Here is a 23,789-nt window from a genome sequence, read left to right as displayed (position 1 = left end):
TTGCGCCGGTTATTGGAAATGCAACTGAAGGAGGCTTCGATGCCCATGGATACTCAGACGAAGAAGGCCGCCCTGTACCGGATGGTCATGCCCAAACATACCTGCCCTTATGGACTCAAGTCCAAGGACTTGCTGGAGCGAGAGGGCTTTGAGGTTGAGGATCACCACCTGGAGACCCGCGAGCAGACCGATGCCTTTATGCGCGAGCATGACGTCAAAACCACGCCGCAGACTTTCATTGGTCATGAGCGAATCGGTGGATACGATGACCTTCAGGTCTACTTTGGCAAGAAGGACCCGGAGGCTGACGATACAAGCTATCAGCCGATTATCGCGCTGTTTTCGGTCGCGGCATTGCTTGCGCTGGCTTTCGCCTATGTCGCGCTGCCATCGATCTTCGCATGGCAGACACTAGGCTGGTTCATCTCGATCTCCATGGTCCTACTGGGTTTACAGAAGTTGAAGGACATCGAGAGCTTCTCGACCATGTTCCTGAACTACGATCTGTTGGCGAAGCGCTGGGTGCGCTATGGCTATGTCTATCCGTTCGTAGAGACGGGCGCCGGCCTGCTGATGACGGCGATGGTCCTGCCGTGGCTGTCTATCCCCGGTGCGTTTCTCATCGGTACGGTGGGCGCGGCGTCGGTTTTCAAAGCTGTTTATGTCGACAAGCGCGAGCTGAAGTGTGCTTGTGTCGGCGGCGACAGTAACGTTCCGCTGGGCTTCGTTTCGTTGACTGAAAACCTCATGATGGTCGGCATGGCGGTGGCGATGGCCATCGTGATCTTCACTTAATGAGGCGCATTCGACTGCGGCGCGGCCATTCGAATCGGGGCAGGCAGTGATTGTAGCCATTGCGCTGTCGGCGATACTGATCGCCGTCGTCACTGCAATACATTTTGGCGCGCTGCGGCTTGCGTCACAGTTCGTGACGCCGTCCCGCCATCCAGGACAATGCCTTGCAGTCGCTGTCACCGCAATCGTGCTTGCCCACACCGCCGAGGCGCTGCTCTATGCGGCCGGCTTCTGGCTCGCCGTGCATGACGTACAGATCGGCGACCTCGTGTCGTCTCCAGCTGGCAAGGGCGGACCCCTCACTTTTATGGACTATTTTTACTTCTCGCTGGTCAACTACACCACGCTCGGGCGGGGTGATCTCATGCCCGACGGACACCTTCGATTCATGACCGCGATGGAGGCCTTTCACGGCTTCCTGCTGATCACGGCATCCGGGACTTTCATCTTACAGATCATGGGTGGCAAAAAGCCTTTGGCAAGCTAGGGGCTGTTGATGTTTCACATCGATAGCCACACGAAAGCGCAGGCCAGGGCATCGACTCTCTTTTAATTTCGCCCAAGTTTGTCATATCGTCTGCCGACGGCGTGAAAATGCTAGAGTCTGGCAAAAGCGTCCTCGACCTGGTGTTCGCATTTGTACAGTCAGTCGAGTTCCTTATTTCCTCGTTTGGAGTTCTTTCTCCGTGGAATAACGACAATTATTCCTTTCTTACCGAAACGCCTTCCATGACAAGATGGGGAACATGAAGGACAAGCAGCAGGATCACGGCGGCGCGATGACCCAGGGCGTGGTCCGTAAAATCGACAAAGAAGCTCGAACGCTGACGATCAAGCACGGCCCCATAAAGAATCTCGGTATGCCGCCGATGACGATGGTCTTCCAGACTGACGACAGTGTGGCGATCGATCAGTTGGAGACTGGTCAAAACATAAAGTTTCGGGCCGCCGACATGAACGGCAAAATGACAGTAACTGAAGTCGAGCCGGCCTCATAGTGGCCTGAAGGCGAGCCTAATCTGATGCGCTTGGTGCGCCGTACCTCCGGTTAGGAAATTCACAGTTCAAGCTGTGCTTTCCGCTAACCGGTCGGTCGCCGTTCCGTGCGATGGATCATTCACTGAACCTGTTCAAGGAAAAGATCATGTCCCACACCGACAAGTACAAAGACTGTATAAAAGCCTGCCTCGATTGCTTCAGAGAGTGCAATCACTGTGCGTCTGCCTGTCTGGAAGAGGATGACGTCAAGATGATGGCAAAATGTATCGCGCTGGATATGGACTGTGCCGACATATGCGCCACCACAGCCGCTGCCATGGCCAGGGGCAGCGAACATATTGGCCACCTCTGCCGGGTATGCGCGGAAATTTGCGAAGCCTGCGGCGCAGAGTGCGAGCGTCACGACGCTGATCACTGCCAAAAGTGTGCAGAAGCCTGCAAGCGCTGTGCTCAAGAGTGTCGAAAAATGGCAGCCTGATATCTAATGAAGGGCAGATAAGTTCTGCCCGTCTTCTCCAGTTCCCTTAGCTCAGGAATTAGCGCATGAGTGACCACTACAAATCCGGCAGCCTGTCACTGACAGGTGCCGTAGCCATGGGCACAGGCGTCATGATAGGCGCAGGCATCTTCGCCCTGACGGGGCAAGTGGCCGAGATGGCCGGGCCAATCTTCCCACTCGCGTTTCTTGTTGCCGCTATCGTCAGCGGCTTCAGCGCCTACAGCTATGTAAAGATGGCCAACGCCTATCCCTCTGCCGGTGGCATCGGTATGTTTCTCGAGAAGGCCTATGGGCGCAGTGTGATGACCGGTGCCTGTGCACTGCTCATGGTCTTTTCCATGATCATCAATGAAAGTCTGGTCGCCCGTACCTTTGGTACCTATATCATGCAAGCCTTCGGCGGCAGCAAGGATTCAAACTGGATACCGATACTTGGTGTATTGCTCATCGCGGCGGCCTTTGCCGTTAACGTAGCGACAAACAAGCTGATCAGCCGAATCTCGATGGTGGCTGCCGCCCTAAAGATTGGCGGCATCCTGCTATTCGCGGGTGCAACACTATACATGGCAGGATTTTCCTTTGAGCCCGCCAGCAACATTGGAAGCAGTGAAGGCGCAGCAGACGGCATGCTGGGTTTCGTAGCCGCGGTGGCGCTGGGTATCCTGGCGTACAAGGGCTTCACCACAATTACCAACAGCGGCAGCGAGCTCAGCAATCCCGAGAAGAATGTCGGAAGAGCCATCATTATTTCGCTCACCATCTGCCTCATCGTCTACCTGCTGGTGGGGTGGGCCGTGGGCTCCACCCTGACCATACCGGAGATTGTTCAGGCCCGGGACTACGCGCTGGCTGAAGCCTCCCGACCTGCCTTCGGCGCATATGGTGTCTGGTTCACCGTCGGTGTGGCCATCATCGCGACAGCCTCCGGTATCCTGGCCAGTATCTTCGCAGTATCCAGAATGATGGCGATGCTTACCAAGATGGAGATCATTCCACACCGTCACCTGGGCATGAGCGGTCATATCCAGACACACATGCTGGTATACATCTGCATCACCGCAGCCTTGCTGACGGTATTCTTCGATCTCAGCAGGATCGCTTCACTGGGTGCGATCTTCTACCTCATCATGGACACTGCCGTTCACTGGGGCGTCTTGCGCTACCTCCGAAACGACATCGACGCCAAAGCTTGGGTGATGATCACAGCGATCATCCTCGACCTGATCGTGCTCACCGGTTTCATCTGGCTGAAGTGGCGACAGGACCTGTATGTGCTCTATTGGGCAGCAGGCGGCGTCGTCACCATCTTCGTTCTTGAACGGCTGTTCCTGCGCCTGCACCCAAACTCGGAGGGTGAAGATCGTAACTATGTCAGCCCGGCTGATTGGAGCGATGGGAAATCGAAAGGCAGCTAAAAGATGGCAGTCCTCGTCCCCACTTTGCTTTCCGCATGAGCCGTTTTACGCCATCATGCCCCTCTTTGCCCATCGGCAGACACGACTGCACAGTGGCCTGACCGATGGGGTCGATGACACACTTCTACTGGAGAACATCCTTGCCTTTCGATTTCGACGCGCCTACAGCCAGAGCCGGAACAAATTCTGTCAAATTCGACGCTCGCAGTGCGGTTTTTGGAGCAGATGACATAATTCCACTATGGGTGGCGGATACAGATTTTGCCGTTCCGCCCGCTGTCAGCGACGCCCTGGTTCGGCGCGCACAGCATCCGATCTATGGCTATTCGATGGCGCCAGAGAGCCTATATCAGGCCATGATCGACTGGTTCAAACGTCGTCATGACTTCCCGATTGAGCGGCAGTCGATCATGCTTGCGCCAGGTGTAGTGCCGTCCATACACGCGGCGGTGCTTGCGCTGACGCAACCTGAAGATGCGATCGTTATACAGACGCCCGTCTACGCGCCGTTCTTCAACATTGCAGCGAGCACCGGCCGCCGCCTTGTGGAAAACCCTTTGCGCCTCAGGGGTGACCGCTACGAGCTGGATTTTGATCACCTCGAACATTGCGCCAGAGAGGGTGCGCGCATATTGATCCTATGCTCGCCTCACAATCCCGTGGGACGCGTTTGGCACCGTGATGAGCTGCGACGCCTGCTCTCGATCGCTGCAGAGCATGACATGCTGGTGATATCCGATGAGATTCATTGTGATCTCGTATTTGAGGGGCATACGCATACCCCACTTGCGCTGCTTGCGGACAAGCCCGGGCGGGTCATCACGACCCTGGCACCGAGCAAGAGCTTTAACGTCCCCGGCCTCGGTCTATCAACGCTGGTGGTGGATGACGAAGACCAACGCAAGGCGCTCGCAAAAGTTTTCGCGTCGCTGCACATCGAAGTCGGCAATCCCTTCAGTCTCACGGCGTGTGAAGCCGCTTACGCTGGTGGCGAAGCCTGGCTCGATGAAATGATGCGATATGTTGAAGAAAACAGGCGTTTCGTCGCGGGCTTCATACAGGCTAACTTACCTGAGATCAGTGTGATGCCTTCCGAGGGTACCTATCTGCTCTGGCTGGATTGCCGCATCCTGTGCCAGTCACGGGGGTGGACGGATCGTGAGCTCAAGCATTTTTTCGTGAAGGAAGCGGGCATAGGCATGAATCCGGGAATAACGTTCGGAAAGGCGGGTAGCGGCTTTATGCGCATGAACATCGGAACCCAGAAGGCTGTTCTGCTTACGGCGCTGCAATCGGTACAGAAAGCACTACTGCAAGCAGATAGGTAGTAAACGGCAGTCGAAAAATCATACAGCTGCGGCTGCAGAGGCCGCATGAGCCAACAAGCCTGAAAATGGCGTTCGATCTCGTTTCATCGTGTTAAGTTTTGTCAATTTCCTATACATACGCTTACAGTTGCTTTGACCCCGCCGAACAAATATCCAATTAGTTCATGGGCTTGTAAACATGGCATGGCGGTTGCTATATGTTCATCACGAACGAATAGATCTGTAATGCTAAACGTCGTAGCTGCAGGTGCCAATGATTGGCATGCAGGCTTCCTTGAGTCTTAACCCAGTTGCGCAGGATTATTTAAAAATGAGAACTTCCATGACTATCAAAAGTTTTGCTCTGACCGCTCTTGCTGTTGCGCTTTCAGTTCCAGCTTCTGCTGCAGTGATCAGCGTATATGACGTGAAGAACCAAGCTCAGTCTTCTTCTTCATGTGGTAATCCTGCTTACGGTCTGTACACCAGCACCTTGCTGCGTGGTTCAAAGTCAGGCTGTGCGCACTTCTACAGCATCCAGGACGGCGCCACACTGACTACGTTCGATGACGGCACTGCCAAGCTGGTTGGTTCTGCCCAGAACAAGTACGGCATCAATGCCTCGTTCGACATGACTTTTACTGGCTTTACCAATACCTATGCGCCGGTGAAGACTGGTGGATCCGCCAACACAGCTGACTGGACGTTCTACACCGGTCTGTCTGCAGACAGCTCGATCACAGTGAACACCACAACCTACTTCGCAAAGTTGGTTGGCGCACCGGACAACATTGGTAAAATGCCGGTATTCCAGATCGGTACTGGTGCAAACGACAAGACCGATGCTTTCGGCGGCTCTACCTGGCTGGACATGTTCTCTGCCAATGGCACGCCAATGTTCACCGGCGGCAACCACTGGGACCTGAACTTCGACCTGGATCTGCGTCCTGACACAGAACTCGACGTACCAGCACCAGCCACACTGGGCCTTCTGGCACTGGGTGTTGCTGCTCTGAGACTGTCACGTCGTAGCAAGTAAGCGTGTAACTGGAGCGTTCCAGCTCCTACAGAAGCCCCTTTCGAGGGGCTTTTTTCGTTATGTGCTAAAGCTAGTTGAAAGCCTGTAGCCCCGTCTGCAGCTTGCCGAGTATGAGCGCGTGAACATCGTGGGTGCCCTCGTAGGTATTGACGGCCTCCAGGTTCATGACATGTCGGATCACGTGATACTCATCTGAAATGCCATTGCCGCCATGCATATCCCTTGCAGTACGGGCGATATCGAGTGCCTTGCCGCAATTGTTCCGCTTCAGCATCGACACGGCCTCTGGTGAGGCTGTCCCTGCATCCATCATACGCCCTAGCTGTAATGCCGACTGCAGGCCTAGTGAAATTTCAGTCTGCATGTCAGCGAGCTTTTTCTGAATCAACTGCGTGGCAGCGAGTGGTCGCCCGAACTGATGGCGTTCCATGGTGTAACGTCGCGCGGCATGCCAACAGAACTCGGCAGCGCCGAGAGCGCCCCAGCAGATGCCGTAGCGAGCTTTGGTGAGACAGCTGAGCGGACCCTTCAGACCAATGACATCGAGTCTATTCTCATCCGGGACGAATACGTCATCCATGAAAATTGATCCTGTTTCTGAAGCTCTCAAGGAAAACTTGCCGTCGATTCTCGGCGTGGTGAGCCCGTCGTCACTGGTATTGTCCCGCTCAATTACGAAGCCGGTGATTTGATCATCCAGCTTCGCCCACACGACGAAAACGTCTGCAATAGGCGCGTTAGTGATCCATGTCTTCACGCCGTTCAAGCGATACCCGCCATCGACCTTCACGGCGCGGCTTGCCATCTGTCCGGGATCGGAGCCGTGATCCGGTTCTGTCAGACCGAAACAGCCGATCCTGCGGCCGGCGGCGAGGTCTGGTAGCAGACGTTTTTTCAAGGCATCGGAGCCATAGGTGAGGATAGGGAAGATCACCAGGGATGACTGGACGCTCAACGCCGAGCGATAGGCAGAATCGACCCGTTCGACTTCCCGGGCAATCAGACCGTAACAGACATGACTAAGACCGGGCCCACCGTACAGCTCTGGCAATGTGGCGCCCAACATGCCGAGATCGCCCATGGCTTTGAACAGTCCCGCGTCAAAGCGCTCTAATCGGTTTGCCATAAGAATGGTGGGGAAGAGCTGTGAATCACAGAAGGTCCGAATGCTGCGCTGTACCTGCCTTTCGGTTTCATCGAGCTGTTCATTGAAAAGGAGCAGATCGTCCCAGTGTGCTGTAGCCATAAAATCTCCAGGTCAGTAATTATACTGCCGGTCCACGATGCCCGTGATAGTACGACCGGCTTCCAGTGCAAGGATCTTGTCTGCAATCTGGGCGATTGTTTCGTTGCGAAGCGTAGTTGCCGCCACATGAGGCGTTATTCGGATATGAGGGTCACGCCAGAATGGATGCTCATCTGGTAGGGGTTCATTCTCGAACACATCGAGCGCTGCACGCATGACGCGTCGCTCGGCTAGCGCCTTGAGCAAGTCATTCTCGATAAGGTGACCGCCACGACCTACGTTGATGATAACGGCTTCGGGCAGCAGTTGATCGATGGTTTCAGCATTGATGATGCCTCGGGTGTCATCAGTCAGTGGCAGCGTATTGACCAGGATCCGACTCGCATTCAGGAAGTCTTTGAACTCGCCCTGTCCTGCATAGCTGCGCACCTGATCGATTTCGTGCCGCGATCGTGACCAGCCATGTACGGGATATTCGAGCTGAGTGAGCATCTTGGCGACTCGCCCGCCAATCTGGCCGAGGCCCATAATGCCGACGGGCCATGCAGGCCTATCAATAGGTCGCTGTGGTTTCCAAATGCTGCGGGCTTGTTGTTCGCGGTAAAGGCTCATGTCGCGGGAGACGTCGATGATCTGGTAAGCGACGTATTCTGCCATCTGCACGGCCATACCAGCATTTTCGAGCCGGACGACCGGAACATCGTCTGGCAGGGTAGGCACGGCTATGAGTCCATCTACACCAGCTCCGATACAGAAGATTGCCTTGAGGCGCGTTTGCTGCTCGAAGAATGCAGCGGGTGGCCGCCAGACAATGGCGTAATCTGCTTCACCAATTGGTGTATTTTCCGAAAAGACGTCAATACTGGCTCCCGGTAGTGATGATTTCAGCGGTTCGGTCCAGCGCTCTGGCTTAGGATCCCCAATCGCGAGTACGAGGCGGATGGTACGGTCGCTCATGTCTACTTTCCCACCGAATTGTGCTGAAGCGATTGGGTAAGCCGAAAAATAGTGCCGTCAGATTTCATGGATTTTTTAACCTGATTGAGTCGTGTGATGAATTCATCCATCAATGGATAAAGGTCCTTACGATGGTTCAGACCAGTTTAACCATGAGTGGCTCGAATATGATCGAATCCGGCTCGCTGTTTGCGACGGATGCTGTCGTTGTACTACTTTAGGCTGGCCCAGTCTCTGCTGTGAACCGAATGAATGTAGTATAAGGTGTCGGGCAGCAGCGGTGCCGCTCCCAGCAGTCAGGAATCTCAAATGTTTCAAGCATTAGCGACGGTCGAAGAGCCCCTCGTTCCCGTGGGGCTACAGGCTATTCACGCCAACCATCTCGAAGATCTGCGACAGATGGTGGTCTGGCTGACCAGACAATATCCCATCCCCCCACTTGAAAATGAAGTGTTCCTTGTGCAGAGCAACGGTATCGCCCAGTGGCTCAAACTGGCGCTGGCGGAGAACAGTACTGACGAGGGCGGGGGATGCGGCATCAGTGCAGCAAACAGCTTTCTGCTTCCTCATCGTTTTGTCTGGCAGGCCTACAGAAGCGTGCTCACCGAAGACAGGATTCCGGAGCGCTCGCCGTTCGACAAGGAGAGGCTGGTCTGGCGGCTTTTCAGGCTGTTGCCAGACCTCGCCGAGGAGGAGGTCTTCAGCCCGCTTGCAAGATTCCTCGGTGGTGCACGGGGCGATCAGCGGCTCTACCAGTTAGCTCAGCGGCTAGCCGAGCTGTATGAACAATACGGGGTTTTCAGAGCCGACTGGCTATCGGACTGGATAGCCGGCACTGACATGATTCGGCCTGCGCGTGGGGAACCCAAGCCCCTGCCTGAAGATTTTCAGTGGCAGCCGGAACTCTGGCGTCGGCTCATAGCTGACATGGCGAATGCACCCGGCTATGCGGGCAGTCGCGCGAGTATTCATGAGCGTTTCAAGAGCAGGGGGCTAAAGCTCATGTCGCATGAGCGACCGCCAGGACTGCCGCGCCGTATCGTGGTTTTCGGCGTCTCCTCGCTCCCCCAGCAGACACTTGAAGTGCTCGATGTGCTCGGCCGTTTCTCGCAGGTCGTACTCTGTGTCCACAATCCCTGCCAATACTACTGGGCGGACATTGTCAGTGATAGGGACCTCCTGCGAGCGACGCGGCATCGATCACAACGCAAAGCTGCCATGCCTGTCGATATCGACGATAAGGAAATGCACCTGCATGCGCAGCCCCTGTTGGCCGCCTGGGGTAAGCAGGGGCGTGATTACATCCGCCTGCTCGACGAGTTCGACGATCCGGAAGCCTATCGTTCGCAGTTCTACACGGCGGGTCAGCGGGTGGACATCTTCCGCTCTCCAGAAGGCAAGGGTCTGCTGCATCAGCTGCAGGATGACATCGTCTCGCTGCGGCCATGTCAGGAGTCCAGAGCTCACTGGCCCGCAGTAGATCCCACCAGGGACCAGTCGATCATTTTTCATGTCGCACATAGCCCGCAGCGCGAGCTCGAGATACTGCACGACCAGCTTCTCGCTGCATTCAGTGCCGACGCCACCCTGCGCCCAAGGGATATCATGGTGATGGTGCCGGACATCAACAGTTATGCCCCTGGAATTCAGGCTGTTTTCGGCCGTCACGATGCAGATGAACGCTACAGCATTCCCTTTAGCATCTCAGATCAGGGGCTGCGCCACCGGCAACCCATCGTGGTGGCGCTGGAATGTTTGCTGTCATTGCCGGAGAGCCGTTTCGGCGCGGTCGAAATCATGACGCTGCTCGAAGTTCCCGCTATTCGCGCCCGTTTCGACATCGGCGAGGACGACTTGCCTCAGCTACTTGCCTGGATCCGTGGCGCGAACATCTGCTGGGGCCTTGATGCCGCTCAGCGGGCGGAACTTGGCTTGCCGCAAGGTATGCATCGTAACACCTGGCGCTTTGGCCTTGAGCGTATGATTCTCGGCTATAGTCTAGGCGATAGCGAGGCCTGGTGCGGTATTGAGCCTTATGGCGAAATTGGAGGACTGGAGGCTCGACTGGCTGGGCTGCTGGATGAGTTTGTCAGCGCATTAGACTGGCTTTGGCAGCTGCTGCAGACCGACTGCTCGCCTCAGTGCTGGGTGGATCGACTGGCTGAGCTACAGGCGAAATTTTTCGCGCCCCAGGGTCAAGATGACCTGCTTGTTCTCGTCCGGCTTCAGGACGCTGTCGCCCAGTGGCACTCTGCGTGTCGGGAGGCGCAGCTGGATGAGGATGGCTCAGAGGTCAAGGCTCATGACATTCCGCTTGCCATCGTTCGCGAGGTCTGGATCGAGGGGCTTGAAGATAAGGGGCTGAATCAACGTTTTCTGGCTGGGCGCGTCAACTTTGCGACCCTGATGCCGATGCGAGCGATTCCATTTCGCTATGTCTGTCTGCTCGGTATGAATGATGGAGACTATCCCCGCAGCCGTCCGCCCGTCGATTTCGATCTGATGGGGAAAGACTATCGCCCGGGCGATCGCTCGCGCCGGGAGGATGATCGTTATCTTTTTCTGGAGGCCATGCTGTCAGCCCGGCAGCAGTTCTACATCAGTTGGGTCGGTCGGAGCATCAAGGACAACGCGATGCGGCCGCCGTCGGTTCTGGTGGCGCAGTTGCGTGATCATATCGACGCTTGCTGGGCGCTGGACGCCAGTAACACCAGGCCAGCGGGTGCCGTTTCACAGGCGCTTACGACAGAGCACCCTCTGCAGCCCTTCAGTCGACAGTATTTTCCTCAGCGGGAGCGCCCAGCAAATCCGGCTGCGTCCGAAGGCATTATTGATATTCTTTCGAGCAGAACCCTGTTCAGTTTTGATCATACCTGGCGTAGCGCTCATGTCACGGCAAGCCTTAGCCCGACCGAAGCAGGCACTCGAGCCGCTATATCAAACAGCCGCGAAAATGCTCGGGCTGATCCCATTCAGCTCAACGAACTGGCACGATTTCTTCGGCATCCTGTCCAGTATTTCTATCAGCATCGGCTTGGCGTCGATTTCTCTCTAGCCGAGTGGGAGCAGCAGGACGCAGAAGTTTTCGAGTTGGACGGATTGGCGAAGTGGACGCTACAGGACGAGCTGATCGGCGATATTGTGAAGTCGACTGCCGACCCCGATGAAATGCTGGCAGAGGCAAGCCGCCGCATTGAACGTATGGCAAACCAGGGGCGACTTGGCATGGGCAGCACTGCAGCCTTGCTGCACGAGCTCGTGGCCGAACCTATGCAGGACTTGCACCGGCGCTATCACAAGGCACTCGCACGCTGGCCGAATTGCAGCCAACTTCGTATCCCGGTCAGCTATAGCTATCCGGAATATTCTCCTGAGTCAGGCGGAATGGCGGTGGATGTCGAGGATACCATCGACGAACTGCGGGAAAATGAGTCCGGCGAGCTGTGTCGTCTGGTTCTGATGTCCTCCTCGCTCATCAATAATCCAGGTAAGTCATCCGCGACCTATCACTTCAAAACGATGATGCAAGGGTGGGTCACACATGTTGCCGCTCACCTTCCCGTTATCGGGATGGGGCGGTACCGTATGACTACAGAGCTGGTTAGCAAGAATGGTTCGATAATCTTTACGCCGCTCGAGGCCGAACGAGCAGAAGTGTACTTTCGCGATATGCTTGCCGCCTGGCTCATCGGCGAGAAAAAGCCGCTGCCGCTGGCGCTATCTTCGGGCTTTGCTGCTATCAAGAGTATGGGCGACGAAGAGAGCAGGGGGCCCATACTCGACATGGAAGCTGCAGAGGCCGCTTTCCTCAGGGAGCTTGAATTCGATCAGGGCTACCTGCAGCGCGCCTTTGCTGATTTCTCCATGTTGGCAGAGGATCCCGAGTTTTCCAGGCTCATAACAACACTTTATGTGCCCTTGTGGCAAAATGTTAAGGCTGCTCCGAAATGAGCGTCAAAGCCACAGAAGCTATTCAGCGCCTGGACCCACTGCGCTTCCCGCTGCATGGTAGCCGGCTCATTGAAGCCAGTGCCGGCACTGGAAAAACGTTCACCATTGCATTTCTGTACGTGCGCCTGGTACTGGGACATCGTGCGGATGGCACGCTCGGGGCAGGGCTCACGCCGCCGGATATTCTGGTGGTCACCTTTACCGATGCGGCAGCGAAGGAATTGCGTGACCGGATTCGGGCGCGGCTTGTTGAAGCAGCGGCATGCTTCTCGGCTAGTCAGCCCAGTGCCACGCAAGATCCATTGCTGCTGTGTCTGCGGCAGGACATTCCGGCCAATGAGTGGGCAGCTTGTGCGAGAAAACTGCAGCGCGCTGCGGAGTGGATGGACGAGGCGGCCGTTTCAACCATTCATGCCTGGTGTAACCGAATGCTGGGCGAGCATGCCTTTGCCAGCGGAAGTTTTTTCAGACAGACGCTCCAGACCGACCTGTCCGCCGTCATGACTGAAGCCGTTCGAGATTACTGGCGTACCCATGTCTATCAACTCGATCGCACGCTCGTTGACGAAATTCACGAGCACTGGAAGACTCCCAACGCTTTGCTTGCCGATATTGTGCCGCGTCTCGGGATCGATAGTGATTCAGAGCAGGATGATGCGGATGCTTCGCTCGTCGAGATCATCAGCAGAATCAACGCAGAACGTCTGCAAAAAGCGGCGGCCATCAAGACGCCTTGGCGTGAGTGGCTTCCCGATCTGGAGAATCGCTTTGCTGCAGCCTTGCCTGAGAAAGTGTTCGATGGCCGAAAGCTGCGAACAGATACGTGCAAGAGATGGCTTCTTCAAATCCGTGAGTGGCTTGAAGATGAGACGGCGTGTGAGTTGCTTTTGACAGACAGCGCTTACGAGCGCTTCACACCCGACGGTCTTGAAGATGCTGTCAAGAAGCCGGACCAGCGCAGCGATGCGCTAATTGCCCACCCCGCCTGGGATGCTCTGAAAGAAATTCGACATAGCCGGAACTGGCTACCTGATTGCCGGCCCTCTTCACTGGCCCATGCTGTCAAGTGGGTACGACAGCGTCTGGAGCTGGAAAAACAGCGTCGTGCTGAGCTCGGTTTTGACGATATTCTGCTGCAACTCAACAGGGCGCTCCTCGGCCAGGGTGGACAGGCGCTCGCGGCAATCATACGTAGCCAGTTTCCGGTCGCCATGATCGACGAGTTCCAGGATACCGATCCGGTTCAATACAGCATCTTCAAACAGATTTATCGAATTGGTAAGCGGGTGGTGACTGAATCAGAGACGGATGTTTCTCCTCCCAATGGCCTGTTTCTGATTGGCGACCCAAAGCAGGCAATCTACGCCTTCAGAAATGCAGACATCTACACCTATCTTCAGGCACGAAGAGCCACTGCAGGTCGCCATTACTCACTCGACACCAACTATCGTTCGTCACCAGCGATGGTTAACGCGGTGAATCAGCTTTTCGCCCAAGCCGATGAAGCCTTGCCACGTGCGGCCTTCATGTTTGGTACGCCGGATGATAATCAGCTGCCCTTCGTCAGGGTGAACGCACGTGAGCCGGAGACGGTGTGGGTCGACGCTAGCAATCAGACTGCAGCGCTCAACTTCTGGACCATGCCCGAAGAGAACCCTGGCAAGGGTGTGAACAAGAATGACTATGTCGAGCACCTGAGCGAGGCCTGTGCGACCCATATTGTACAACTATTGAATCAGGCGGAGGCCGGGCAAACCGGCTTCTCTACGGGCGATCGGTTCTCACAGCTCAGAGCGGGTGACATTGCGGTGCTCGTCAACAAGGGTACGGAGGCAGCTGCAGTCAGACAGGCCTTACGCAAACGAGGCGTCCCGAGCGTCTATCTTTCAGACCGTGAATCAGTCCTCGACACGCCTCAGGCCCGGGAAATCCGTTACTGGCTGAATGCCTGCGCCGACCCGCTGCAGTTAAACCTGCTTCGAGCAGCGCTGGCTACGCCATCGATGGGTATTGAAGACGGGTATCTGGCCGCCTTGAGCGAAAACGAACTATTGATGGAAGCAGAAATAGAGCGTTTCTCCAGGCTTGGGGAGGTGTGGCAGTCGCAAGGTGTCCTGCCCATGCTTCGCGCATTGCTTATTGAGTTTGGTATTCCAGCACGCCTGATTGGTGGAGCCGATGGAGAACGCCAGCTCACGGATCTGCTGCACATCGCAGAGGTCCTGCAACAGGCAAGCGCTCATATCGAAGGCCGACATGGGCTCATCCGACATTACGTCAACATGCTGGAGAGCAGACCAGGGGGCAATGAACTGTTGCAGGTTCGGCTTGAGAGTGATGCAGAGGTCGTACAGGTTGTGACGGTGCATAAGTCAAAGGGGCTTGAATATCCGTTGGTATTTCTTCCCTTTGCAATCAACTTCAGGGCTGTGCAGAAAAAAGACAGCCTCATCAAATGGCACGATGAGGAAGGTCGGCTGCACACCGGACACGGCAAAGATGACGTGCCGCTCGGGCAGGCGGACGACGAGCGCCTTGCCGAAGATATTCGCAAGCTCTATGTCGCGTTAACACGTGCTCGTTATAGAACGTGGGTCGGAGTCGCCGAAACCCGGGACTGGGATCGTAGCGGACTGGGCTATCTTACTGGTTCACGCCCTTCCGATGGCACTCTCAATGAGGCACTGCAGCGCATGGCTGCTGGCGCCGGGGCGTCAGAAGGGGCCATCGTAGTTGAGCCAGTGCCGGAGCCTGATGCCGTATGTATTGCCGAGACCAGGCTGGAGCAACTGGGGCCCGCATTGACGCCCGGGCGGGTAGCGCGGGAAAACTGGTGGATTGCTAGCTACTCGGCTATTGCGTCCAGACTGCCAACGCCGGACTCATCCCAGGAGGCAACTGCAGGTGACGAGCTGGCAACAGACGATGAGTTCGTTTCGTCCGTAGCAATTCAGGGTCACGCAATACAACACGACTTTCCGCGTGGAGCCGTCGCTGGCGTGTTTCTGCATGGATTGCTCGAGTGGGTGGCGGAGCAGGGCTTTTCCGTGGTGGCCTCTGGTAAAGCGACTGACGAGCTACGTGACATGTTACGGCGGCGCTGTTTTCCGCGTGGCTGGAAGCACTGGATCGACCCACTCGAGCATTGGTTGCTAGCGCTGCTTCAGGTCCCGGTGGATGGCTCAGCACAGAAGGGATTCACGCTTTCTTCAGTTCGGAGCTATCAGGTCGAGCTTGAGTTCTGGTTCGAAACGAGGGCCGTGGATACCCACGCGCTCGATAGGCTGCTCAATCGCTATACCTTCGGTGGCGCAGACAGACCTGCGCTCGCAGCTATGACCTTGAATGGCATGCTGAAGGGTTTTATCGATCTCGTGTTCGAACACGAGGGACGTTATTATGTGCTCGATTACAAGTCGAATCATCTGGGCGCGGACGATACTGCCTACACACAGGAGGCCATGCATCAGGCGATTCTGGGAAAGCGCTACGATCTTCAGTTTTCGCTGTACCTGCTGGCCCTGCATCGCCTGTTACGGGCTCGCTTGCGCGCGTATGACTATGAGCGCGATGTCGGCGGCGCTATCTATTTCTTTCTGCGCGGTCATGAGGCTGCCAATCATGGCATTTTCACTGAAAAGCCACCTCTGGCAATGATAGAAGCCCTCGATTCGCTATTCTGCGGTGAGGCGGACGCAGAATGACCAAAGACTCTCTGCGTTCCACAGAGGCCATGCTGGTCCTCCTCGACGGCTGGCTGGCCGCGGATTGGCTGCGCGCGCTGGACGTGGCCTTCGCCCGATTCCTCGCCAGGCAGGCTGCCGAACGTGAAGAAGCGCTGTCGCCGCTCCTGCTACTCGCAGCGGCACTGACCTCTCATCAGGTAGGGCGGGGTCATGTCTGTCTGCATATTGGACAACTGGCTTCACACGATCCCGACGCCATACTGGTTTTGCCGCCGGAAAACGCCATTCCGGAAACCGGTATAGGCGCCACCATTCGCCCTTCTGTCTTGCTGAGCTCAGTGACACTTGAAGATTGGGAGTCGGCGCTCGATGAGCCGTCTACGGTGAGTTGCATTTCGGTCGCTGAGCACCCGGCTGCCCCGACGCCCCTCGTCCGTATGGGCCCCCGCCTTTACCTGAGGCGCCTGTGGACTTATGAGCAGATCATTGCCACCGGTATCCAGTCAAGACTTGAAGCTGCGGTTGCCTGCAGCTCGCCAGACTCTGAGGCAGCCAGTCAGCTCTCACAAATCCTTGACGTGATGTTCGCAAGCGACGGCACCCTGGAGCCTGGGGTCGTGGATTGGCAGAAAATCGCCTGTGGGTTAGCTGCCCGCAGTCAGTTCAGCATTATTACTGGCGGTCCTGGCACCGGAAAGACAACTACTGTACTGCGCCTGTTGGTGGTGCTTCAGGCGGTCGCGATGCAGGATGCTGAAGTCAGTCATAGACGACCGCTGCGTATTCGATTGGCAGCGCCTACGGGGAAGGCGGCTGCCAGGCTCAGTGAATCGATTTCTGGCTCCGTGGAGGCGCTTTCGCTTGCCGGTCTGGCCGATAGCGATCAGCTGAAGGCCAGCATTCCAAAGGTGGTTACAACGCTGCATCGTCTACTCGGAACTCGTCCTGGCACCAGAAAGTTCCGCCATCACGCGAACAATCTTTTGCCAATTGATGTATTGGTCATCGATGAAGCTTCGATGGTGGATGTCGAAATGATGGCTGCTGTTTTCCAGGCGCTGCCACCCCAGGCCCGTCTCATACTGCTTGGCGACAAGGACCAGCTATCGTCAGTCGATGCTGGTGCGGTACTGGGCGAGCTCTGTCAGCGCGCGAATGAAGGCGCCTACACACCGGCGACCTCGCAATGGTTGCTGAAGGTCGCAAAGCAGGCCATCACGAAGGATTTTATAGTCGCTGATACCCAATTCGCCGGCGACAAGAGCATTGACCAGGGTATTGCCATGTTGAGAAGAACCTGGCGCTTCGGAGATGAAAGCGGCATCAAGGCGCTGGCTGAGTTGATCAATACCGGGACGCTGGACAGCGCAGCCTTGCAACCATTCCAGCTCGGACGGTATACCGACGTCGCCTGGCTCAGGCTAAGGGGTTCGGTAGCTGCTTCTATGGCCGTTATCGCAGACCATGCTCTGAGCGGCAGTCCCGCGAGCTTTCCGGTCGCCGCCTCGCTTGCCGATATCTGGTCTGAGAACGGCCCCGTGGGTTACCACCACTACCTGGAAATCATGCGCAACTCGAAACCTACCGACGATGCGCCCCTATCCGTTTTTGATGAGTGGGCAAAACTGGTTCTCGAAGCCTTTTCGCGCTTTCAGGTACTTTGCGCACTGCGTGCCGGACCCTATGGTGTGTCTGGGCTTAATGACACTATCGCTGAAGCGCTGCGTGCCAGAAACCTTATTCAGCGCTCGGGTAATTGGTACGCTGGACGCCCGGTCCTTGTTACCCGAAACGACTACGGACTCAAACTGATGAACGGCGACGTGGGTATCACGCTGAGCGTGCCGGCTGGCATTGCGGGCTCGAGTGAAGCGCGCGCGACAGGCAGGATTTTGCGTGTCGCCTTTCCTCTGAGCGACGGCTCAGGTGGCATTCGATGGGTTTCGCCAAGCCGCCTGCAGTCGGTCGAGACCGTGTTTGCGATGACCGTGCACAAATCGCAGGGCTCGGAATTCGGCCACACCTGTCTCGTCCTGCCTGACAGGCCAAGTCCGGTCCTGACACGTGAGCTGATCTACACAGGCATTACCAGAGCCAGAAACTGGTTCAGTGTGCTGGTGCCCGATGAGCAGATTTTCATCGACGCCGCCAAACACCGCGTCGTGCGCTCTTCCGGGCTCGGCGAACTGCTAGGACTCTCCAGATGACGCTTTCCGGGTATCTGGCCAGTAACGCCGCATAGTCGTGTATCTGCTGCCTTGCAGGGTAACTCGCATCAGACGCCGACTGAAGCCGCTCTTCTGCTGGTGTATCATGCCTCCTGGCGCATCCGCTACCAATCGAACAACCATAGAGAACGGACAGACATGTCAGATCAGCACCCCGAAAGCCCACACCCGGCGCGCTCGCAGCCTTTTAGCTTCGAGATTAGACGACTCGTGTTGGTCGACTCCGCGGGGTTCTGCTATATAGAAATTCCCGTCGATCAGCATGCATTGTTGCTGGGCAGCGGCAACCTGGGTAAATCCAGTCTGCTCAATTCGTTGCGCCTGTTTCTCCTGCCCGAGAATAACTTCCGTAACAGCCGTCTAAAGTTCGCTTTCCGCAATGCCAGCGCTGGCAGCTACTACAGCAAGGAAGAAAGCTTTCAGCATTATTTCCCGGGAATGCACAGCTTCCTTATCATGGAAGTCCGCAATCCCGTGGGCACACATTGTCAGATTCTGCATCGCAGCCAGTCGCAGACACGTGAGCTCGGCTACGGACGAATATTTGTTCCGGCGCCTTACAGTGAGCTACGGCCACTGTTCTGGGACACGACTGGTGACGACGACGGCATAGGGCGTGCAGTGCCGAATCTTTCTCTGCGTACACTCACGGAGGCTGCGAAAAAATACTCCCGCGACAGTGTGTTTACCAGCGACACCGCCAGACTTCGCAGCATGCTGTATGCCAGCGAAATGATGTCGCAGGAGGCGATGCGGTACTGCGTGCTGCCATTGAGCGATATTGACGATCGCCGGGTGGAATCACTACGCACCCTCATTCTGCTGCTGTTCGAAATGAGTGCCAACGACAAGGCCATGGCTGCTGCCGTGGCAAGTATCGTCGAAGCGGACAAGAAGTTCTCCGCCGATGCACTGGATTTTGATATCGACCAGTTCCTGCGGCGGCACGAGGATCTGAAAGCGCAGGATGAGGGGCTGACTACGGTCGAAAGGGAGCAGTCCCGCTATGATCGTTTATACACGGCCTATCATCGATATCGAGAGCTGGCTCAGACTCAACATGAATTTGCGGCATTTCGAGATGGCCTGAGTGCTGTGCTGGTCTCGACGAAGGCTCAGCGTGCGGCCCTGGCAGACACACTGGGTGCGCGGGAAACCGAGTTGAAGTCGCTCCGTCAGAAAGTCGCAGAACTGGAGCGTGCTGTTCAGGAGTCTAGTGGGGCACTCCGCGAGAACGAGAAAATGCAGAAGCGGGCAGATAGCGACCAGCGTGATGGCGAGGTCCTGCTGTCGCGCTACTCTGGTATGCGGCCAGATCAGGTTGAAGATATGCTCAAGGACGAGCGGAACGCGCTCGAGCAGCAACTGAACGCGCTGCAGAACGAAGCCCAGGCGGAACAGCAGCGTCTCAGGCTGTCGCAGAAGATCCAGACTGTGCAGAAACAGATGGAAGCGCTTGATCTGCGGATAGCAGGCGCTGAGTTCCAGCTTGGACGGCAGCTTGAGGCCTCAGTAGCGGCGCCACTTCGTGCGGTTGAGCCGCGCTTGCTGCAAGCGAGCCCTGGCCGACCCCTGGAGCCGGAACAACTTGCGCAGATAAATGGTTTTGCGAGTCTTTTCCGACGCCAGACGGGCGATGGCCTCACCGGCGTGTTCGACTGGTTTGATATCAGCTTCAACGATACTCCGCCGGAAACAGAGAATCTTCAGGCACAGCGCAAGTCGCTATCCATAGAGCAGGCCAACCTACAGGATCAGCTCGCGGACCTCGATGTTACCGGCTCGGGTCCAGATGAACGACCTCAGAAAATAGACAAGCTGAAAAAGGAATTGACCTCTATCCAGAAGGATCTGGTACTGCTTCAACGGCTTGCCGGTGCTGAAGTGAGACTGGCCGATATCGCCACTGCGATCGAACAGAATCGTGAGCTGCAGGCAGAGCAGGAAGAGGCGCTGAAGACCCAGCAGGCTGAACTGCAAAGCTGTCAGTCTCGTGTTGCCGCTGATCGTGCGGCTGTGGCGACTATTGATTCGCAGCAGAGCGGATTATTCGCCTTGGAGCAGGAGGTGAGAAATCTTCAGTCGAGGATACGCCACCTGGAACATGCGACAACTGAGGCGCCTCTACCAACAGAATCAATCAAGGCGGAACAGCTTTCCCAGATACGCCTGCAACTGGAAGACTTCGAGCAACTACGGATGGCGGTGCTGTCACATATCCGTGAGTTTGCCATGGTGGGTATCATCGATCATGGTGATGGCCAGCGGACCCACGAAAGCCCCTCTTCAGCGACTATCAGGGAAGCCTATCAGGCGCTGGAGACCATTTTCTCCGAATTACCGGCTCGCCGTGAACTGCTGCGAAAACAGATACAGGGACACAATGAAACCGTTGCGTCTTACAGACAGGCGCTCAAGGCCAATGACGAGCATATCAGGCGCTTCGAACGCAGCCTCAACAAGGAGCTCGAAGACGTCACGATCAACGACCTTGCTGAGGTCCGCGTCGACATTCACTGTCACCCAAAGTTTCGCAATCTCGTGGAAGAGTCCGCTGCGATCGATCCCTTTTCTGCCGAGTTGCTCTCGGATGCCTTCTATGAGCGCCTGAAAGTCTTTGTTGCTGAGTTTTTCGATTCGAATGCCACTGGTGTCAGTCCGGCTCGGCATCATGGTTATCGCCTCACAATGGATCGCGTCATAACAGGCATTTCCTATCGAACCCGTAAGGAGAATCAGTCCACCCTGGATCGCAAGGGACAATCGACATCGACGACGGCCCTGATCAATCTCGAGCTTGTTCAGCGCCTGCTGCGACGGGTGCTATATCCTGGGATCCGTCTGGAATTCCCGATGGTGCTCGACGAGCTGGCCAGCGTGGATGTCAGCCAGGTGCCGGTCTTGCTTGAACGGCTGAAGCGACAAGGATTCAATCTCTTCGCGGCGGCGACCCATAGTGCCAGTCCAGAGCTCATTTACCAGATCGGTCGTCACTTCGAGATCGGACAGATGCGCACCGCACGGCCCTACGACAAGAAACGGACACTCGTGTTCTGGGGTGGGGCGGAGGGCTTTGCCAGTGAAAGCGAATTTGGCGGCTGGTTCTCGCAAGAGCAGAGCGAGTTGCTGGAGCACGACGGTGGGTAAACGATTCAGTACACTCGAAACGACGCGGATACTGTTTGAGCACCCCGGTGTCATGTTCAGCCTGATCCAGCACATGGATCGAGCTGGCGAGCGCTTCGTCAGGGAGTCGGATCTGACGCACGCGGTCGTCGAATATACGGATAGCATGAAGGCTCGTGAGCGACTGCGTCTCATCAGAGCCTTCAGTAGCGATAACCTGTTTCAGTCGACCCTGGTCGTCGATATCGACAATGTCGAGGGTGAGAAGCGTCTGGTGTTCCAGGAGCCACTGATCGGTTTGCTGCGTGCCTGCAATGCTTCCTTGTATCAGGAGCTGACTGATGCGCGCCTGCGGACCCGCCTCGTCGGCTTATGGGACTCCCAGGCCCGCTTACTTGTGTCCAGCTTTCACAGAGCAGACCCGGATTTTGTAGAGCTGATCGATGATCTGAACGAACAGGTGAGTCAACTTATTGGATTGCTACGGCAGAATATCGACCGCATGCAACGAATCAGTAGCGATCTGGCGGCCGTCTCTGCGAAAGCCAGTCGATCACCTGAACAGTTCGCCCAGTTCAGGCAGACACTACTGCAGCAGATCGTCCACCTATACGAGCGTCACCTCAAGCCGACATTGGCCTTCCTCAATCCTGATACCTGTCTCGAGGATGGTGATAACCTTCTGGCTACCCTCGAATCGATCAAGAGCCTGCTCGACAGAAACGGATGGGAAGCTGCCGCGAATCAGCTGTTCAGGGCTGCGCTCAGTCTCAATGCCATGCATCGACCGATCGAAGTGGTCGCCCGTGAAGTTGACAATTTTTTGCGTAAGACCAGGCAGGGCATGCTGCAGTACAACGCGATGGCGCATCATTTCGAACGGCTCCAGGCCCTGCATCGGGAGACACAGACTCAGGATCTGAGGAAAACCCGTCTGAGCGCTCAGGACTTTATTCAAGACAGTGGTTTCATGAGCGGCCTGAAAGGTCATTCTCGCCCGAAGCCGTATGCGTTTGGGGAGAGCGTCAGCTATTTTCAGGTATTGTTTTCCGAAATCGAACTACGTCTATCCGATCTGCAGCGAGCTGCGCAGGCACCTGAGCTCCCGCAGCTGTCTGCTTCGTCAACACCAGCTCTAACGGATATCCGCAGAATCGAGAAGCTGTTTCAGTGGATTGATACCCTTGAGTTGAGATCGAGTTCAGACCTCGTGCGGGAGCTGCATGGTCGCCTGGAAGGCTTCATCGAAGGCTATTCGTTTGCCGACCTACTTGGCGCGCTGAATCGGCTTTCTAACGGCTCAATAAACGGGCGGCGAGTGGTCACTGTGAATAGATTCAGAACGCTGAGCCATGAGAATGGTCAAAAATTCGTTTACAGGCGCAGGCAACTCGAAGCAGCTCAAGAGCCATCCCATCAGTTGAACGGAGCACTATCAGGTGAGTGAAGCAACAGAACAGCAGCGATCAAGCTTCACAGGAATTCTGCCGAAGCAGAGTGCGGCGGTTTACCGGGAGCTGACAGCCGGTAAGGTTGTGCTGCGCGAACTGTGGAACGTTCATACAGCCGAGCGGGAAGACAACCCACTGTATAACCTCGTGTTCAATCATCTCTCTCATTTTACTGAGCTGTATGCGCACCTCGGTTACGAATTACATTTTAGTGAAGCCGGTGGCTTCTTTTATATCAGGGAGACTTCGGAGGACGAAACTGATGAGCATGATGAGAACGCTCTGAAGATTCAGGTGGCGCTGCTATTGATCGGCCGGTATTTTGCCAGGACTGGCCGGGATCTTATGTATCTCGGCAGGCCTGATGCAGGGCTGAAAGATGACGATCTCGCCGCCATGGCTGCAGATGACGAGTACAACGATATTCTGCGCACGGCGCGCTTCGACAAAGGCTGGGGCGAAACGATGGAGTTTCTTGTGCGTCGTAACTTTGCCTTCCGAAGCGGAGCCGAGCGCTATTTCCTCAGCTCCGCTGGCATGAGCTTTTTAAACCAGCTCGTGACCACCTATAGCGAAGAGAGTTAGGGCGCTGCGGTAACCGCTTGTTCGCTCATGGCCACCGGAACTGGTGCAGTGGCCGAAGCGATTGGCTGAACCGGAGACGGCTGCAGTGTCGTGTCAAGCGAATCCGGCAGTCTCCACATCGCGCCAGTAATGGGATCCACAATAAGTGCACCCAATATGCCGCCAAGCACGAGATTGCCAAAATACCAGCCATCAAGGTCGGTATCCATTACAAGCGAAGTGGCCTCGTAACCTTCCTTTGTGACCGTGACGTGATATCGCTCTCCAGAAAAGTAGCCGGCACCGGAGGGAAGAGTGACTATCGAAGGCGTAACGCCTTGATGAATTGTCGCACCCTTTTTATTCACTACGGTATAGGTTGCCTCCGCAGGATAGCTCGAAATAGTGACCGGGTAGTCGGCGTCGCTAACAATTGAAGCGCACGCGCTCAGACCTAGAACGGCGACTGCAGCGGCCGTCATTGCAAGTTTATTCATCATTAATCCGTCGTCCAAAAAAGTAACTG

Annotated in this window: 16 protein-coding genes; 13 read left to right on the top strand and 3 right to left on the bottom strand. The window is 56.0% G+C overall.

Annotated features, from left to right (window positions below; genetic code table 11):
* The first annotated feature begins 39 nt into the window (after positions 1 to 39).
* The 7 genes from ACH3PB_RS12335 (at position 40) to ACH3PB_RS12305 (ending at position 6,054) form a co-directional block, all read left to right on the top strand.
* Positions 40 to 795: a MauE/DoxX family redox-associated membrane protein gene (locus ACH3PB_RS12335; RefSeq protein ID WP_416395248.1), complete on the top strand. Its 756-nt coding sequence runs from the start codon at positions 40 to 42 to the stop codon at positions 793 to 795.
* A 46-nt stretch (positions 796 to 841) separates the two neighbouring features.
* Positions 842 to 1,282, top strand: coding sequence for an ion channel (locus tag ACH3PB_RS12330; protein ID WP_416395246.1), 441 nt, complete (start codon positions 842 to 844; stop codon positions 1,280 to 1,282).
* A 259-nt stretch (positions 1,283 to 1,541) separates the two neighbouring features.
* Positions 1,542 to 1,793 (top strand): copper-binding protein, encoded by a 252-nt coding sequence (locus ACH3PB_RS12325; protein WP_416395244.1) that lies wholly within the window; start codon positions 1,542 to 1,544, stop codon positions 1,791 to 1,793.
* A 110-nt stretch (positions 1,794 to 1,903) separates the two neighbouring features.
* Positions 1,904 to 2,272 carry a four-helix bundle copper-binding protein gene (locus ACH3PB_RS12320; RefSeq protein WP_416395242.1) on the top strand — a complete coding sequence of 123 codons (369 nt, stop codon included), beginning with the start codon at positions 1,904 to 1,906 and terminating at the stop codon, positions 2,270 to 2,272.
* A gap of 65 nt (positions 2,273 to 2,337) precedes the next feature.
* Complete coding sequence (locus ACH3PB_RS12315; protein ID WP_416395240.1) at positions 2,338 to 3,708, top strand: APC family permease; 1,371 nt, start codon at positions 2,338 to 2,340, stop codon at positions 3,706 to 3,708.
* A gap of 140 nt (positions 3,709 to 3,848) precedes the next feature.
* Positions 3,849 to 5,036: a MalY/PatB family protein gene (locus tag ACH3PB_RS12310; protein ID WP_416395239.1), complete on the top strand. Its 1,188-nt coding sequence runs from the start codon at positions 3,849 to 3,851 to the stop codon at positions 5,034 to 5,036.
* A 322-nt stretch (positions 5,037 to 5,358) separates the two neighbouring features.
* Positions 5,359 to 6,054 carry a PEP-CTERM sorting domain-containing protein gene (locus tag ACH3PB_RS12305; protein WP_416395237.1) on the top strand — a complete coding sequence of 232 codons (696 nt, stop codon included), beginning with the start codon at positions 5,359 to 5,361 and terminating at the stop codon, positions 6,052 to 6,054.
* 70 nt (positions 6,055 to 6,124) lie between these two features.
* Here the strand turns inward: ACH3PB_RS12305 and ACH3PB_RS12300 are convergent, their stop codons facing one another.
* Positions 6,125 to 7,300 carry an acyl-CoA dehydrogenase gene (locus tag ACH3PB_RS12300; protein WP_416395235.1) on the bottom strand — a complete coding sequence of 392 codons (1,176 nt, stop codon included), beginning with the start codon at positions 7,298 to 7,300 and terminating at the stop codon, positions 6,125 to 6,127.
* Between the two features lie 12 nt (positions 7,301 to 7,312).
* Complete coding sequence (locus ACH3PB_RS12295) at positions 7,313 to 8,257, bottom strand: 2-hydroxyacid dehydrogenase (protein WP_416395233.1); 945 nt, start codon at positions 8,255 to 8,257, stop codon at positions 7,313 to 7,315.
* A 309-nt stretch (positions 8,258 to 8,566) separates the two neighbouring features.
* Here ACH3PB_RS12295 and recC point away from each other — a divergent pair, with 309 nt between their 5' ends.
* The 6 genes from recC (at position 8,567) to ACH3PB_RS12265 (ending at position 23,284) form a co-directional block, all read left to right on the top strand.
* Positions 8,567 to 12,208: an exodeoxyribonuclease V subunit gamma gene (gene recC, locus ACH3PB_RS12290; RefSeq protein ID WP_416395231.1), complete on the top strand. Its 3,642-nt coding sequence runs from the start codon at positions 8,567 to 8,569 to the stop codon at positions 12,206 to 12,208.
* Entirely contained in the window at positions 12,205 to 15,912 is a 3,708-nt protein-coding gene (gene recB, locus ACH3PB_RS12285) for an exodeoxyribonuclease V subunit beta (RefSeq protein WP_416395229.1), read from the top strand. Before recC ends, recB begins: the two co-directional genes overlap by 4 nt.
* Positions 15,909 to 18,101, top strand: coding sequence for an exodeoxyribonuclease V subunit alpha (recD, locus tag ACH3PB_RS12280; RefSeq protein ID WP_416395227.1), 2,193 nt, complete (start codon positions 15,909 to 15,911; stop codon positions 18,099 to 18,101). Before recB ends, recD begins: the two co-directional genes overlap by 4 nt.
* A 159-nt stretch (positions 18,102 to 18,260) precedes the next feature.
* On the top strand, positions 18,261 to 21,269 hold the full coding sequence (locus ACH3PB_RS12275; RefSeq protein ID WP_416395225.1) for a hypothetical protein: 3,009 nt from the start codon (positions 18,261 to 18,263) through the stop codon (positions 21,267 to 21,269).
* Positions 21,262 to 22,695, top strand: a complete 1,434-nt coding sequence (locus ACH3PB_RS12270; protein WP_416395223.1) for a hypothetical protein — start codon at positions 21,262 to 21,264, stop codon at positions 22,693 to 22,695. The genes ACH3PB_RS12275 and ACH3PB_RS12270 overlap by 8 nt, the downstream gene beginning before the upstream one ends.
* Positions 22,688 to 23,284 carry a condensin complex protein MksE gene (locus tag ACH3PB_RS12265; protein ID WP_416395221.1) on the top strand — a complete coding sequence of 199 codons (597 nt, stop codon included), beginning with the start codon at positions 22,688 to 22,690 and terminating at the stop codon, positions 23,282 to 23,284. Before ACH3PB_RS12270 ends, ACH3PB_RS12265 begins: the two co-directional genes overlap by 8 nt.
* On the opposite strand, the gene ACH3PB_RS12260 is transcribed toward ACH3PB_RS12265, so the two are convergent.
* A complete protein-coding gene (locus ACH3PB_RS12260) occupies positions 23,281 to 23,763 on the bottom strand; it encodes a hypothetical protein (RefSeq protein WP_416395219.1) in 483 nt (160 codons plus the stop codon). The genes ACH3PB_RS12265 and ACH3PB_RS12260 overlap by 4 nt on opposite strands.
* Positions 23,764 to 23,789 lie beyond the last annotated feature (26 nt).

Source organism: Allohahella sp. A8, from assembly GCF_047946665.1.
Classification (GTDB): Bacteria; Pseudomonadota; Gammaproteobacteria; order Pseudomonadales; family Oleiphilaceae; genus Allohahella.
The sequence above is the reverse complement of the archived record's forward strand: the minus strand, read 5'-3'. Positions and strand labels throughout refer to the sequence as shown.

Bases quoted from the DNA above. Each gene is read 5' to 3' on its own strand.
- recC (WP_416395231.1), top strand. From the start codon at position 8,567: ATGTTTCAAGCATTAGCGACGGTCGAAGAGCCCCTCGTTCCCGTGGGG.
- ACH3PB_RS12315 (WP_416395240.1), top strand. From the start codon at position 2,338: ATGAGTGACCACTACAAATCCGGCAGCCTGTCACTGACAGGTGCCGTA.
- ACH3PB_RS12325 (WP_416395244.1), top strand. From the start codon at position 1,542: ATGAAGGACAAGCAGCAGGATCACGGCGGCGCGATGACCCAGGGCGTG.
- ACH3PB_RS12300 (WP_416395235.1), bottom strand. From the start codon at position 7,300: ATGGCTACAGCACACTGGGACGATCTGCTCCTTTTCAATGAACAGCTC.
- ACH3PB_RS12275 (WP_416395225.1), top strand. From the start codon at position 18,261: ATGTCAGATCAGCACCCCGAAAGCCCACACCCGGCGCGCTCGCAGCCT.
- ACH3PB_RS12335 (WP_416395248.1), top strand. From the start codon at position 40: ATGCCCATGGATACTCAGACGAAGAAGGCCGCCCTGTACCGGATGGTC.
- recD (WP_416395227.1), top strand. From the start codon at position 15,909: ATGACCAAAGACTCTCTGCGTTCCACAGAGGCCATGCTGGTCCTCCTC.
- ACH3PB_RS12305 (WP_416395237.1), top strand. From the start codon at position 5,359: ATGACTATCAAAAGTTTTGCTCTGACCGCTCTTGCTGTTGCGCTTTCA.
- recB (WP_416395229.1), top strand. From the start codon at position 12,205: ATGAGCGTCAAAGCCACAGAAGCTATTCAGCGCCTGGACCCACTGCGC.
- ACH3PB_RS12320 (WP_416395242.1), top strand. From the start codon at position 1,904: ATGGATCATTCACTGAACCTGTTCAAGGAAAAGATCATGTCCCACACC.
- ACH3PB_RS12260 (WP_416395219.1), bottom strand. From the start codon at position 23,763: ATGATGAATAAACTTGCAATGACGGCCGCTGCAGTCGCCGTTCTAGGT.
- ACH3PB_RS12295 (WP_416395233.1), bottom strand. From the start codon at position 8,257: ATGAGCGACCGTACCATCCGCCTCGTACTCGCGATTGGGGATCCTAAG.